Origin of the sequence: Larsenimonas rhizosphaerae (genome assembly GCF_026240105.1) — a bacterium.
Lineage (GTDB): Bacteria > Pseudomonadota > Gammaproteobacteria > Pseudomonadales > Halomonadaceae > Larsenimonas > Larsenimonas rhizosphaerae.
In genome coordinates this window covers 264,711-278,695 of sequence record NZ_JAPIVE010000001.1, presented here as the reverse complement: position 1 = coordinate 278,695, position 13,985 = coordinate 264,711, and the positions used below count along the sequence as shown (strand labels likewise).

The 13,985-nt window shown below is 58.1% G+C and carries 16 protein-coding genes; 11 read left to right on the top strand and 5 right to left on the bottom strand.

All coding sequences use genetic code 11. The features are described 5' to 3' along the window. The first annotated feature begins 91 nt into the window (after positions 1-91). The 4 genes from OQ287_RS01290 (at position 92) to speD (ending at position 3,189) form a co-directional block, all read left to right on the top strand. Entirely contained in the window at positions 92-1,099 is a 1,008-nt protein-coding gene (locus tag OQ287_RS01290; RefSeq protein WP_265895305.1) for an aminoglycoside phosphotransferase family protein, read from the top strand. Next, positions 1,096-1,755, top strand: coding sequence for an N-acetylmuramate alpha-1-phosphate uridylyltransferase MurU (murU, locus tag OQ287_RS01285; protein WP_265895304.1), 660 nt, complete (start codon positions 1,096-1,098; stop codon positions 1,753-1,755). Before OQ287_RS01290 ends, murU begins: the two co-directional genes overlap by 4 nt. 86 nt (positions 1,756-1,841) lie before the next feature. Further along, positions 1,842-2,264 (top strand): OsmC family protein, encoded by a 423-nt coding sequence (locus OQ287_RS01280; RefSeq protein WP_250936121.1) that lies wholly within the window; start codon positions 1,842-1,844, stop codon positions 2,262-2,264. A 127-nt stretch (positions 2,265-2,391) separates the two neighbouring features. Continuing rightward, a complete protein-coding gene (gene speD / locus OQ287_RS01275) occupies positions 2,392-3,189 on the top strand; it encodes an adenosylmethionine decarboxylase (RefSeq protein ID WP_250936119.1) in 798 nt (265 codons plus the stop codon). A gap of 56 nt (positions 3,190-3,245) precedes the next feature. Here speD and OQ287_RS01270 read toward each other — a convergent pair whose 3' ends face one another. The 4 genes from OQ287_RS01270 to purD form a co-directional block, all read right to left on the bottom strand. Continuing rightward, on the bottom strand, positions 3,246-3,881 hold the full coding sequence (locus OQ287_RS01270; protein WP_250936117.1) for a demethoxyubiquinone hydroxylase family protein: 636 nt from the start codon (positions 3,879-3,881) through the stop codon (positions 3,246-3,248). A gap of 161 nt (positions 3,882-4,042) precedes the next feature. After that, positions 4,043-4,384 (bottom strand): histidine triad nucleotide-binding protein, encoded by a 342-nt coding sequence (locus tag OQ287_RS01265; protein WP_250936115.1) that lies wholly within the window; start codon positions 4,382-4,384, stop codon positions 4,043-4,045. Positions 4,385-4,415: 31 nt separating this feature from the next. Next, positions 4,416-5,288: a phosphoribulokinase gene (locus OQ287_RS01260; RefSeq protein ID WP_250936113.1), complete on the bottom strand. Its 873-nt coding sequence runs from the start codon at positions 5,286-5,288 to the stop codon at positions 4,416-4,418. A 102-nt stretch (positions 5,289-5,390) separates the two neighbouring features. Further along, on the bottom strand, positions 5,391-6,683 hold the full coding sequence (gene purD, locus OQ287_RS01255; protein WP_265895302.1) for a phosphoribosylamine--glycine ligase: 1,293 nt from the start codon (positions 6,681-6,683) through the stop codon (positions 5,391-5,393). Positions 6,684-6,808: 125 nt separating this feature from the next. Between purD and OQ287_RS01250 the strand changes: the two genes are divergently transcribed. Continuing rightward, a complete protein-coding gene (locus tag OQ287_RS01250; protein WP_265895301.1) occupies positions 6,809-7,537 on the top strand; it encodes a 16S rRNA (uracil(1498)-N(3))-methyltransferase in 729 nt (242 codons plus the stop codon). A gap of 6 nt (positions 7,538-7,543) precedes the next feature. Here OQ287_RS01250 and OQ287_RS01245 read toward each other — a convergent pair whose 3' ends face one another. Then, positions 7,544-8,020 carry an OsmC family protein gene (locus OQ287_RS01245; RefSeq protein WP_265895300.1) on the bottom strand — a complete coding sequence of 159 codons (477 nt, stop codon included), beginning with the start codon at positions 8,018-8,020 and terminating at the stop codon, positions 7,544-7,546. Between the two features lie 251 nt (positions 8,021-8,271). Between OQ287_RS01245 and OQ287_RS01240 the strand changes: the two genes are divergently transcribed. The 6 genes from OQ287_RS01240 to OQ287_RS01215 all read left to right on the top strand — a co-directional run bounded on the left by OQ287_RS01240 (position 8,272) and on the right by OQ287_RS01215 (position 13,979). Then, the gene (locus tag OQ287_RS01240; RefSeq protein WP_250936104.1) at positions 8,272-8,433 is read left to right on the top strand and encodes a hypothetical protein; all 162 of its coding nucleotides are present in this window, start codon (positions 8,272-8,274) and stop codon (positions 8,431-8,433) included. A 108-nt stretch (positions 8,434-8,541) separates the two neighbouring features. After that, the gene (locus OQ287_RS01235; protein WP_265895299.1) at positions 8,542-11,334 is read left to right on the top strand and encodes a monovalent cation/H+ antiporter subunit A; all 2,793 of its coding nucleotides are present in this window, start codon (positions 8,542-8,544) and stop codon (positions 11,332-11,334) included. Then, entirely contained in the window at positions 11,334-11,681 is a 348-nt protein-coding gene (locus OQ287_RS01230) for a Na+/H+ antiporter subunit C (protein WP_250936102.1), read from the top strand. Before OQ287_RS01235 ends, OQ287_RS01230 begins: the two co-directional genes overlap by 1 nt. Continuing rightward, positions 11,681-13,222: a monovalent cation/H+ antiporter subunit D gene (locus tag OQ287_RS01225; RefSeq protein ID WP_250936101.1), complete on the top strand. Its 1,542-nt coding sequence runs from the start codon at positions 11,681-11,683 to the stop codon at positions 13,220-13,222. The genes OQ287_RS01230 and OQ287_RS01225 overlap by 1 nt, the downstream gene beginning before the upstream one ends. Further along, entirely contained in the window at positions 13,219-13,716 is a 498-nt protein-coding gene (locus OQ287_RS01220; protein WP_250936100.1) for a Na+/H+ antiporter subunit E, read from the top strand. The genes OQ287_RS01225 and OQ287_RS01220 overlap by 4 nt, the downstream gene beginning before the upstream one ends. Beyond that, on the top strand, positions 13,710-13,979 hold the full coding sequence (locus OQ287_RS01215; RefSeq protein WP_250936099.1) for a K+/H+ antiporter subunit F: 270 nt from the start codon (positions 13,710-13,712) through the stop codon (positions 13,977-13,979). Before OQ287_RS01220 ends, OQ287_RS01215 begins: the two co-directional genes overlap by 7 nt. The last annotated feature ends 6 nt before the right edge of the window (positions 13,980-13,985 follow it).

Here is a 13,985-nt window from a genome sequence, read left to right as displayed (position 1 = left end):
TGTACTTGCATCAAAAAATCGGTAAGGTACACACCGTCATGCCCTGACCGCCCCTTGAACTCAGGGCCGTTATTTTCAGGAAACAGGTACCATGTCAGAACGTCTTGCCCTCATGAAACACTGGCTCGCCGAGCAGTATCGACTCAGCGACAGCGACATGGCGCTCGAGGTCATCGCAGATGATGCCAGTTTCAGGCGTTATTTTCGCCTCGAATTGCCGGATCACTCGACCCGGATCATCATGGATGCGCCCCCGGAACATGAAGACAGCACTTCCTTTGTCACCATCGACAGGCTGTGGCATGCGGCCGGCCTGCCGGTCCCGGGCATAGAAGCCTGTTCGCTTGAACAGGGATTCATGGTGCTCGAAGACCTTGGCAACACCATGCTACGACAAGCACTCGAGGATGAACACCGTATCGAGCCGTTGATCGAGCAGGCCATCGCCCTGTCGGTCCGTGTTGCAGCCCAGCCGGCCGAGGCCCTGCCTGACTACGATGCAACGCGACTGGGCAGTGAGCTGGATCTGTTTCCAGAATGGTGCCTGCCCTGGCTGGGCCTTGACCTGCCGCCTGGCTGGGTGAAGTTCAGAAATGCCCTGATCGAACGCCTGCTGGATCAGCCACGTGTCACCACCCATCGTGACTATACACCGCAAAACATCATGGTTCAGGGAGACAGGCTCAGACTGATCGACTTTCAGGGGGCCTGGCATGGGCCGTTGAGCTTTGACATGACCTGCCTGCTTCGTGACCGACATCAGCCGTGGCCCGCCGAAGACAGACATCGCTGGCTGATGCAGTACCACGCGCGTGCGATCAGCAGTGGTTTGATACCGGAAAGTCATTCCCGATCCCGCTTTCTGGCAAATTTTGAAGATACCAGCGCGCAGCGTAGCATCAAGGTTCTCGGCGGGTTCTGTCGCACGGCATTTCGTGACCACAAGCCTCGTTACCTGGCGTATATGCCCTGCTTCCTCGCGCATACCCGCGAGGCGCTTTGCGCCCTGGGAGAAACCACCCTGCTTGACTGGTTTACCGACACCTTCACCCCTCGCCTTGACCGGGCCCTGAATACATCCACCGAGAACACACCATGAAAGCCATGATTCTGGCAGCGGGACTGGGGACACGGATGCGCCCACTGACCGACACCTGCCCGAAACCCCTGTTGCCCGCGGGCGGCAAACCCCTGCTGGTGCACCACCTGGAACGGCTGCGCGACAGCGGCATTACCGACATTGTCATCAATGTAAGCTACCGTCGCGCACAGGTGATTGATGCACTCGGCGATGGCAGCGCTCTGGGCGTCAGCATTACCTGGAGTGAAGAGGAGACGCCGCTTGAAACCGCAGGCGGCATTCGGCATGCCCTGCCACTGCTGGGCGACGCGCCATTCTGGTTGATCAATGGGGATGTCTGGTGTGATGCCGACCTGACACCAAGACATCTTGCCGATCAGGCACTGGGGCATTTACTGATGGTGGATAACCCACCCCATCATCCCGACGGGGATTTCAGATTGAAGGAGGGGCAGCTCGACGCTACCGGTACGCCGCGACTGACCTATTCGGGCCTGGCCATACTGGACCCCGCCCTGTTCCATACCCTGCCGGACAATACTCCGGCCAGACTGGCCCCGTTACTGGTTATTGCCATGGAACAGCACCGAGTGACCGGCGAGCATTTTACCGGGCAATGGGTCGATGTCGGCACACCGGAGCGCCTCCATGCGCTGGATGCACAGCTGAGCTGATTACAGTACCATTCAGCGCCATGAGTGCTCGACGAGCCTGCGCTCCCGTCAGTGCGCACCAACCGCAAGCAAAGGAAATACACAGCATGAAAGCGACGGTAAAATGGACCGATGGACGCCAGTTCGTCGCCGAATCAGGCAGCGGCCACAGCGTTGTCATGGACGGCAATCCGGATAATGGCGGGCGCAACACCGGCGCCAGACCGATGGAACTCCTGTTGATGGGCATGGGCGGCTGTACTGCCTATGACGTGATCAATATCCTTGAGAAATCCCGCCAGCAGGTCACCGACTGCGTCGCAGAGCTGAGCGCAGAGCGCGCCGATGCCACGCCGGCCGTATTCACCCAGATTCATGTCCACTTCGTGGTTACCGGCCGCAACCTCAAGGAATCCCAGGTCAAACGGGCAACGGAACTGTCTGCCACCAAATACTGCAGCGCTTCGCTCATGCTCGCGGCAGGTGGCGTCGAGATCACCCATGACTACGAAATTCTTGAGGCGCCCTGATTGTCAGACTGCCAAAAGACAGGTGCAACCCCTCCCGGGGATGTGCATAATACGCGCCTTTCGATGACGGGTTCGACGCTTGCTCGTCGGGCATTCACCACCGCTGACAGCTGCAGGAGGCTCGGAATTGACCGACAAGCTCCGACTCCACGGGTTTAATAACCTGACAAGCTCCTTGAGCTTTAACATCTACGACATCTGCTATGCCAAGACCGAAGAGCAGCGTGAAGGGTACATCGACTATATCGACGAACTTTACAATGCCGAGCGTCTGACACAGATTCTCAAGGATGTAACCAATATCATCGGGGCACATGTCCTTAATATCTCACGCCAGGACTACGAACCTCATGGGGCCAGCGTTACCATTCTCATCGCTGAACATGAGCTTGATGGACCGCTGAGCGAAAGCGTGTCAACACCGGGCCCGGGGCCACTGCCTGAAACCGTGGTTGGCCACCTGGACAAGAGCCATGTCACGGTGCATACCTACCCGGAATCCCATCCGGACAACGGTATCAGCACGTTCAGACTTGATATCGATGTCTCGACCTGCGGCATGATTTCACCCCTCAAGGCACTGAACTACCTGATCCACAGCTTTGACTCGGACATGGTCACGGCCGATTACCGGGTACGCGGTTTTACGCGTGATGTCGATGGCCGCAAGCTGTTCATCGATCACGATATTACCTCGATCCAGGATTACATTTCCGAAGATACCAAAAAGGCCTATCAGACCATCGACGTCAACGTGTATCAGGAAAACATGTTCCACACCAAGATGCTGCTGAAGGACTTTGATCTCGACAACTACCTCTTCGGCACATCTCGCCGAGAGCTGTCCTTTGAAGAAGCCGACGATATCGAACGGCGTCTGCGTCGAGAAATGCTGGAAATATTTTATTCCCGCAATATGGACTGACAGTAAGCATACTGTCTCTGAACGCCGCACGCTGCGGCGTTTTTCATGCCCGGCTGTCAGACCCTTCGTGCAGCAAAGGCCACGGACCTCACCAGCACCCCCAGCCCCCACCGCGCAGGCGATGCCCAGGCCCGTGCACCGCCTTCCAGCATCTGACGGCCATGATGGGCATCGTCCCCCTGCATGGCCTGAAAAATGGCGCGAGACCGGCGATCATCCTCAGGCAACTCACGAATCACATGCTCCGACTGCCTGCGCGTGGCTTCGGTAGCAGCATGCACAAACCCGAGCCCGGCGGCCTCATCCAGCCGACTGCTCGCCGCCGACAGCGACATGGCACTGATGTAAAGGATGGGATCCAGCAGACTGGTTCGCCCTCCCAGTTCGGCCAGCCGCTGACGACACCACCCAAGCTGGTCCCATTGTTCCCCCGCCACCTGAAGCACATTCTGTTGCACGCGGGTTTGACGGGCCGCCAGCGCCTGCCCCTGATACAGGGCCTGCAAGCACAGGGCCTGAGTGTAGTGACCTCGCACCCAGGACGACGAGATTCTGCGTGTGCCAGGAGCCATCGCCCCATCGCTGGCTTCATGCGCCGGCGAGGAACGAAGCGGCTGAACCGCCTGGGGAGACAGCACCCGCAGCAGCGAGTCAAACTGACTGATCATGCAGTCGGTACGGGTCATTTTCATCAGAAACTCCTGAATCAAGCCAAGGGCACTCTTCGAGCTTAGGTGCTCCACGGGTGCATAGCCACTTTCAGGACATTTAGCGAGTCACCTTTAATTACTTTCTTACGCATAAAAAAAGCGCCTGACGGCGCTTTTCGATAGATAATTTACGGATCCGGCTGTCAACCTGCAGGCCAGGTAAAATGACGCCCCCCCATCAGATGCAGATGGATGTGATAGACCGTCTGCCCACCGTACTCATTACAGTTCATGACAACGCGATATCCCTCGTCGGCAAAGCCCTTTTCACGGGCCAGACGAGCTGCCGTCACATGCAGCCTTCCCACCAGCTCGGCATCATCCTCTGTCAGATCATTCAGGGTGGCAATCGGGCGCTTGGGAATGATCAGCATGTGATACGGCGCCTGGGGGCTGATGTCATTAAAGGCCAGCACGTGCTCATCTTCAAAGACGATATCGGCCGGGATATCACGGTTAATGATTTGCGTAAAGATCGTACTCATGGCACTTGTCCTTCTATGGGGAAGACATCACTCAGCGAAATCGACGCCTGGAGAGCAGTGCTTCCACTCTGGGTGTAATGATCAACTCGATGGCCAATGGCATCATGGAGCCCGGTACGACCAGCGTATGCGGGCGCGTCATGAAGGAATCCCTGATCATGGAAAGCAGATAGGGAAAATCTGCGCCGTGCCGGTCGCGAAATCGGATAACGACAAAGGACTCACCATCACTGGGAATATCCTGAAGCTCGAAGGGATTGGACGTATCCACTGTCGGCACACGCTGAAAATTGATATGAGTTCGAGAAAACTGTGGAATCACATACCGCACATAATCCTGCATACGCCCAAGAATGGTATCCACCACCGCCTCATGTGAATGCCCACGCATATTGGTATCGCGGTTTATTTTCTGAATCCACTCAAGATTCATGGTGGGTGCCACGCCTACCAGCAGATCCACATGACGTGCCACATCGAATTCGGAAGTCACCAGCCCGCCGTGAAGGCCCTCATAGAAAAGCAGATCCGTTCCCTCCGGGATCGGCTGCCATTCGGTGAAGGTCCCCACCTGATAGCCCGCTTCCAGCATGCGCTTGTCTTCGGCATGAATATAATGACGAAACGTACCGGTACCGCGCTCGCCGTATTCCTGAAACAGGTCTTCAAGACGATCAAGCAGGTTGGCCTCGACGGCAAAGTGGGATAACTCGGATTTGCGCTCCGGCTCTTCCTTGAAGATGCGCCGCAGATCTTCCCGGGTATAACGGTGAAAGGCATCCCCATCAATCACGGCAGGATGTATGGATTCACGAGCAAACATGCGTTCAAACGCACGGCGTACCGTCGTGGTGCCCGCACCGGACGAACCGGTTACCGACACGATCGGGTATTCACGAGACATGTCCTGCTCCTCCCCCTGACCTGTCGCCCCTCCATGGAAGCCGCGACAGGCGCTTGAACCCGAATGCCCCGGTGAAGCGGCGCCTCATCGGGGCATCATCAGTCAGTGCCCGGTCTGGCGGCGAATCGCTCGATGGCCGATATCGCGCCGAAATACAGCGCCCTCAAAGGATATGGTATCCACTGCCGCGTAAACACGCTCACAGGCCGAGCTTACATCCTCGCCCAGACCGGTCACGCACAGTACACGCCCGCCACTGGTGACAACGCGGCCCTGCTCACTCTCCGCGGTACCGGCATGAAATACCCTGCAACCATCACGTTCAGCCGCCAGAGTGTTATCAATGGTATCGCCCTTGCGGTACTCACCAGGATATCCCTGCGCCGCCATGACCACGCCCACTGCAACGCGCTCGTCCCACTGACAGTGCTGCTGATCCAGACGCCCTTCGACACCGGCCTGGCACAGCGCCACCAGATCGCTCTGAAGACGCATCATGATCGGCTGGGTTTCCGGGTCGCCAAAGCGACAGTTGTATTCAATGACCTTCGGTGCCCCATCGGCATCAATCATCAGCCCGGCATACAGAAAGCCAGTATAGGCATTGCCTTCCTGCGCCATGCCTTCAACCGTCGGCATGATGATCTCGGCCATGACGCGATCAAAAACGGCCGTTGTCACCACCGGTGCCGGAGAATAAGCGCCCATCCCACCGGTATTGGGACCTTCATCTCCCTCACCGATGCGCTTGTGATCCTGACTTGTCGCCATGGGCAGCACATGCTCGCCGTCGACCATGACGATGAAGCTGGCCTCCTCACCGTCCAGATACTCCTCGATGACCACGCGCGCACCGGCATCACCAAAGGCATTGCCTGCCAGCATGTCCCTGACCGCGGCCTGCGCCTGGTCATCGGTCATGGCAACCACTACGCCCTTGCCGGCGGCCAGACCATCGGCCTTGATAACGATAGGTGCCGGATGCTGCTCAAGGTAGGCCAATGCCTTGTCGATGTCGGTGAAGTTGGCATATTCGGCCGTGGGGATACGATGGCGCGCCAGAAAGTCCTTGGTAAAGGCCTTGGAGCCTTCCAGCTGGGCGGCTGCCTGAGTCGGACCGAAAATGGCCAGCCCGGCAGCGCGAAAACGGTCCACCACCCCCGCCACCAGAGGTGCTTCAGGCCCCACGATGGTCAGCCCCACCTCTTCCTGCTGCGCCAGGGCCAGCAGGCCTTCAATATCCGTTGCAGCCACCGCCACATTACGAAGCCCGTCCTCGCGAGCCGTGCCGGCATTGCCGGGAGCAACCAGCACGTCGCTGACCTGACTGGACTGTGCAGCCTTCCAGGCCAGCGCATGCTCACGTCCACCACCGCCGATAATCAGAACCTTCATCAATGACTCATCTCGTTGTCGGTTAAAACAGGAAGTGCGTCGATTATCTCAGAAAAAAAGCGCGCTGTACGCATTCGACCTTCGTGCCGGCTCGGGTATCATGGCTCGCGTTTAAAGGAGCCCTCATGAACCTGTTGTTATTGCCCGCCGAAAGCCTTGACGGCCAGCGGCTTCGCGTTACCGATACGCGTCGCCTGGCTCACCTGAGAGATGTCCATCGCCTTGTCCCGGGACAGAGCCTGACCGTCGGTGTGGAAAATGGCCTGATGGGGCGTGCCCGCCTGGTGTCACTGACGCCGGAGTTGGCGGATTTCGAGCTTGAGCATCTGACGCAAAAAGCGCCACCGCCCCTGCCCATCCATGTTGTTCTCGCCCTGCCACGACCGCGCATGCTGGCCAGAAGCCTCGAAAACATGGCAGCCCTGGGCGTGAAGCACATCACACTGCTACATACTCGACGTGTGGAAAAAAGTTACTGGCAAAGCCCGGAACTCGACCCACTTAAAATCCGCCACCACATGGTACTGGGCCTTGAACAGGCGCGTGACACTACCATGCCAAAGGTACACCTGGCCCAGCGCTTCAAACCCTTTGTTGAAGACGAGCTGCCGAGCCTGATGACAGGCCGCGAAGGCCTTGTCGCCCATCCGGGCGAGATGCAATCCTGCCCACCGCCTCGCGCGCTCGATGCCCCACCGTTACTGCTGGCCATTGGCCCGGAAGGTGGATTCATCGAGTACGAAATGGATGCCCTGAAAGCCGCAGGCCTTAAGGGCATTCACATGGGTGAACGCATCCTGCGTGTCGAAACGGCCGTGGTCGCCCTGCTGTCACGGCTGTTCAAGCCCATCTGATATCAATCATTCCACGCCGTGAACAAATTCCGGCGAAATCACAATATCGACATTGACCGACTGGGCAATGAAACAGTACTGGTGGGCACGATCATGCAGTGCCCGAGCCTTGTCTACAGAAGACTCGGACGTGATCGTGATCACCGGGCGCAGCTCGATACGCGTAAAGCGTCCGCCGTGACCGGACGCCAGCTTGAGCGTACCGCGCGGCTGATCCACGTAATCCGTAACCACCACACCTTCGTCGGCGCACAGGTGGAGGTACCACAGCATATGACACTCACTGAGCGAAGCCACAAACAGCTCTTCCGGATGATGCAGGGCCGGATCACCCATGAATGCCGGGTCGGCACTGGCCTGAATCCGTGGCTTGCCCTCGCTCAGAATGTCATGGGCACGTGAATAGGACCGGTAACTGGTCGTGCCTGCTTCATTCTGACCGGTCCAGCGAACAGTCAGCGTATAGTCGTGCGTCAGTCCCATGGGAATTCCTTGATCTGATGAGTCAGTACCCCGGGCTACACCCCTTTCCCGGGCACTCCAAGCTTAAGCCAATATCAACAGGATTCCGACTCTCGCACGTCGATGACTGGCGAGCAATCTGGGTGCGTGATACATTCCCTTTACGACCGCAGACTCTATGCCTTTTTTTATAACACTTTCAACGGGCTACAGAGACCGATGTATTGGCAGGCGGGTAACCGTGCCAACATCGGGATGAAGGAGATAACGTCATGACCGCTCAGGGGCACCCCAAACCATCGCGGCCGGATCGCAACGCTTCAGGCTGTACATCGCGTCAAATGACCACGATCATGCGTGCAGGAAAGGCCCCGCGCTGGATGTTTTCACCTCGCGCTGTCCGTCGTCCGTTCCTGACCGACCCGCCCGTCTGATGCCTTTGCCATGACAATGATCATGGCCCACGGGCACGTCTCCTGCCCTGCATTGACACCAGGCGACGTCAACCATATTCAGTCCGCTACTGAAAAGAGCATGTCTTCATGACCCTGCTATTGATTGTGCTGCTGCCCCTTGTCGGCAGTCTCGTACCCATTGCGAGCGCTCGCAGCGGACGGACCACGTGCGCCTGGCTGACAGCGATCCTTCCCGCCATTGCCCTGGGCATTGCGGCCTGGTACACGCCGGCAGTATTTGGCGGTCAGCTGCCGCAGGTGAGTTTTGACTGGGTGCCTGCGCTGGGCCTGGATATCGCGTTCAGACTTGATGGGTTATCCCTGCTGTTTGTCTATCTGGTGCTGGGTATCGGCCTGCTGATCATCCTTTACGCCAGATACTATCTGTCCGAAAAGGACTCGATGAGCCGCTTTTACGCTTATCTCATGCTGTTCATGACCGCCATGCTCGGGATCGTCACGGCCGACAACCTGCTGCTGATGTGGTTTTTCTGGGAGCTGACCAGCCTGTCATCGTTCCTGCTGATTGGTTACTGGTCGCATCTTTCGGAAGCCCGCAAGGGGGCACGCATGGCGCTGACCGTCACCGGAGCGGGGGGGCTGTGCCTGCTGGCAGGTATTTTGCTGATGGGTCATGTGGTTGGCTCCTACAGCCTGACCACCGTGCTTGAACATCGCGAACTGATTCAGCAAAGCAGCCTTTATCAGCCGATTCTGCTGCTGTTTTTGCTTGGAGCCTTTACCAAGTCAGCCCAGTTTCCGTTCCAGTTCTGGCTGCCGCATGCGATGGCAGCCCCGACACCGGTATCGGCCTATCTGCATTCCGCCACCATGGTCAAGGCTGGCGTTTTCCTGCTGGCGCGCATGTATCCTGTTTTGTCCGGCACGGATGAATGGTTCTATATCGTCACTCTGACCGGGCTGGCCACCTTGCTCTACGGAGCCTTCTTTGCGCTGATCAAACAGGATCTTAAAGGGGTGCTGGCATTTTCGACCATCAGCCACCTTGGCCTGATTACCCTGCTGTTTGGCTTCAACTCCAAGCTGGCTGCCGTGGCGGGTGTGTTTCACATCATCAACCACGCCACGTTCAAGGCTTCACTGTTCATGGCAGCTGGTATTGTCGATCACGAATGCGGCACCCGGGACATACGAAAGCTCAATGGCCTGTGGCGATACATGCCCTACACGACCGTACTGGCCGCTGTCGCTTCCGCTTCCATGGCCGGCGTCCCTCTGCTTAACGGCTTCCTGTCCAAGGAGATGTTTCTGGCCCAGAGTCTTGAGGCACAGATGCTGGGCGGGCTGTCATGGATGATTCCGGCACTGGCCACACTGGGCAGTGTGCTCTCGGTAGCCTATTCGCTGCGTTTCATACACGATGTATTTTTCAATGGCGAGCCACGGGATCTGCCCAAGACCCCACACGAGCCTCCTCGCTATATGCGCCTGCCGATCGAAATCCTGATCCTGCTGTGCATCATGGTGGGCATTCTGCCCGGCATCATGGTCGAGCCCATCCTGCGGGCAGCTACTGCCGCCGTGGTACCGGGTCAGGCGCCGGAGATACACCTTGCCCTCTGGCATGGCTTCAACCTGCCGCTGATGATGAGCGCCATTGCGCTGAGCGCCGGGGTGCTGGTGTATCTGCTGCGCAATCACATTTACCGGTTTCACCGGCAATTCCGCGCCGTCAACGCCCGCCAGTCCTTCGAATTTTCGGTACAGCGTGTCGTGCGTTCCGCGCAGTGGGGGCTGGATCGGTTTGAAAACGGCTCGCTGCAGCGGTACATGTTCCTGCTGCTGCTGAGCGCGGTGATAGTGGCTGCCTTTGGCCTGATGGACGTGCCTTCCATGGCGGGCCTGAAATCACTGCAGCCGCTTGACCCGGTCGTCGTCACCGGAGCAGGCATTCTGTGTCTGGCCGGTCTCGGTACGGTCATGCTGCATCGTCGGCGCCTGTTGTCACTGCTGTTTCTCTCGGTCGTGGGCATGTTTGTTTCCCTGACCTTTGCACGCTTCTCGGCCCCTGACCTCGCTCTGACACAGTTGGCCGTGGAAGTAGTCACGATCATTCTGTTGATGCTCGCACTGTTCTTCCTGCCGCAGAAGACGCCCAAGGAGTCCAGTGGACGTCGCGTGTCTCGGGACATTCTGTTGTCGATGATCTTTGGCGGGGTAATTGCCAGCCTCAACTACGCCGTACTGACACGCCCTCTGCAAAGCATCTCGACCTACTTCATCGAGAACAGTGTTCCCGGCGGCGGCGGCCATAATATCGTCAACGTCATTCTGGTGGATTTCCGTGGCTTCGATACTCTCGGCGAAATCACCGTACTGGGTATTGCCGGTATCGCCATCTACAAGCTGCTGAACCGGCTTCGCCTGTTCATGCCATCAAGTGACATGGAAGGTCGCCCCTGGTCACCGGACCGCTATCCCGTCATTCTGTCATCTGTCTCCCAGACCCTGCTGCCACTGGCGCTGCTGGTCTCGGTCTTCATCTTCCTGCGGGGGCATAACCTGCCAGGCGGCGGGTTCATTGCCGGACTGGTGGCCGCCGTGGTCATCATTCTGGTGTACATGTCTCGTGGCGTGGAATGGACCCAGCGGCGCATGTCGTTCAATTACCAGCCCATTGCTGTCACCGGCGTGGCCATTGCCGCGCTGACAGGTCTTGGCAGCTGGGTCTTCAACAAGCCGTTTCTGACCTCGAGCTTCGGTCATTTTGACATCCCCCTGATCGGCGATATCGAACTGGCCACGGCCATGATGTTTGATCTGGGCGTTTACCTGACCGTCGTCGGCTCGACGCTGATGATCCTTGCCAACCTGGGCAAGGTGACGACCCCTCACCGCCCGTCGAAGGAGAAACAGTAATGGAAGCCCTTTATGCGACGGTGACCGGCATTCTGACTGCCTGTGGCATTTACCTGACCCTTCGCGGCAGGACCTTTCCGGTGGTGGTGGGCCTGACGCTGCTGTCATATGCCGTCAACCTGTTCCTCTTCTCGATGGGCGGCATCACCACCGGCCATACCACCATCGTGGACAGCGGCCAGCCCTATGCCGATCCGCTGCCCCAGGCACTGGTACTTACTGCCATCGTGATCGGCTTTGCCATGACGGCGTTCGTGGTGATTCTGGCCATGCGTACTCGGGGTGATCTGGGCAGTGACAGCGTAGACGGACAGCGCACGGATGAACCCCGGGAGGAGCGCAAGTAATGGATCATCTTCTTGTCCTTCCCATCGTGCTGCCGCTGGTGGCGGGTCTGGCCACTCTGATTCGGCGCGAAGTCGGCACGCGTTACAAGCGCTCCATGAGCGTGGGTGCCACGGCACTGCTTGTTGTTGTCGCCGCACTGCTTGTCTACATGGCCAGCGATGGCACCATCCGCTATTACGCCCTGGGAGGCTGGCAACCGCCATTTGGCATTATCATGGTTCTGGATCGCCTGTCCGCCATGATGGTGCTTCTGACCTCCGTACTGGCGTTGTTTTGCTGTATTTATGCCTGTGCCGGTCAGGACGAGGAAGGTTCCAACTTTCACGGCCTGTTTCAACTGCAGCTGATGGGTATCAATGGCGCCTTCATGACCGGCGACCTGTTCAATCTTTTCGTGTTTTTCGAGGTACTGCTGATCGCTTCCTATGCCCTGTTGATGCATGGTGGCGGCAAGGCACGCACTCAGTCAGGCCTCCATTATGTGGCATTGAATCTGGCCGGCTCATCGCTGTTTCTGATCGCACTGGGTGTGTTGTACGGCACGCTGGGCACCCTGAACATGGCAGATATGGCATCTCGCATTGCAGGCCTTGGTACCGACCGGACCGGTCTGGTCAAGTCGGCAGGACTGCTGTTGCTGACCGTGTTTACACTGAAGTCAGCCATGCTGCCCCTGTATTTCTGGCTGCCACGGGCCTACGCTGCCGCACCGGCCGCCGTGGCAGCCCTCTTCGCCATCATGACCAAGGTGGGCATTTATGCCATCATCCGCGTCTTTTCGCTGCTGTTCGGTGACCGCTCAGCATCACTGGCAGACATGGCCGCGCCGTGGCTCTGGTGGGGCGGGCTCGCCACCCTGGCCCTGGCAGCCATAGGTTGCCTGTCGGCTCGGGACATGCGCACTCTGGTCAGCTACCTGATTCTGGTGTCGGTCGGCACGCTGCTGACTGCCGTCAGCCTGCCAGGGAATGACAGCATGGCGGCCCTGCTGTATTACATGATTCAGACGACACTGGTGACCGGTGGACTGTTTCTGCTGGCTGATATCATTGATGATCAGCGCGGCAAGGCCGGAGCCCGCATCGTCAAAAGCCGACCTCTTAGGCAGTCTTCACTGCTGGGTGGCCTGTTCCTTGTCGGCATGGCCGGCGTTGCCGGGCTGCCGCCCTTCTCCGGTGCCATCGGCAAGGCCCTGATTCTTCAAAGTGCTGAAGGGTCTGATCGCCTCTGGCTATGGCCGATTCTGCTGATTGGCGGGTTATGTACGATTGTTGCTGCCTCACGGGCGGGCTCGACCTTTTTCTGGCGCTCGCATGAAGGCGAGCCCAGTGGTCCGCTCATGGGCAAGCGCCGTGGCCTGGCAACGCTGGCGCTGATCGGTGCGGCCCCGCTGCTATCCATCCTTGCCGGCCCCCTGACGCATTACACGCAGTCAACAGCACAGCAGCTTGGCAATCCGTCTCGTTATCTGGACGCTATCCTGACACCGACGCCCATCAATCAGGCCATGCCGACACCTGCCGGGGAGGTCTCACCGTGATTCCATCAACCAGATTAGTGCCTACCCCGTACCTGACCCTACTACTGATCATGGTATGGCTGATGCTTCAGAACTCCATCAGCCTGGGCAATATTTTGATGGGGATCGTCCTCGGGATAGCCCTGCCAAGGCTGACGGCCTCTTTCTGGGACAAACAGCCGGATATCAAACGCCCTTTCCTGCTGGTCAAGTACATCCTGACTTTGCTGCTGGATATCATCATTGCCAATTATGAAGTGTCCCGGCTGGTGCTGTCCTTTCGACACAAACCCAAACCGGCCTTCGTGGTATACCCGCTGTCGATCACGGACAACTTCGCCATCACTGTTCTGACCAGCACGATTTCACTGACACCCGGCACGATTTCGGCTCACCTTCGCCCTCATGAAGGCACGGTACTGATTCACGCGCTGGATGTTGACGACACCGAAGCGCTGATCACGGAAATTCATGAGCGTTACGAGAAGCCGCTCAAGGAGATCTTTGGATGCTGACCAACGCCATTGCCATCAGTGCCCTCTTGTTCATGCTGGCCATTGCCCTGAATTTCTATCGCCTGATCATCGGGCCGAGTATTCCGGACAGGCTGGCCGCGCTGGATACGATGTACGTCAATGCCATTGGCGCGATCATTCTGTTCGGCATGTGGCTCAATACCACTCTGTACTTCGAGGCGGCCCTGCTTATTGCCATGCTGGGCTTCATCAGCACCGTGGCCGTCTGCAAATATCTGCTTCGCGGCGACATCATCGAATAGGAGGGC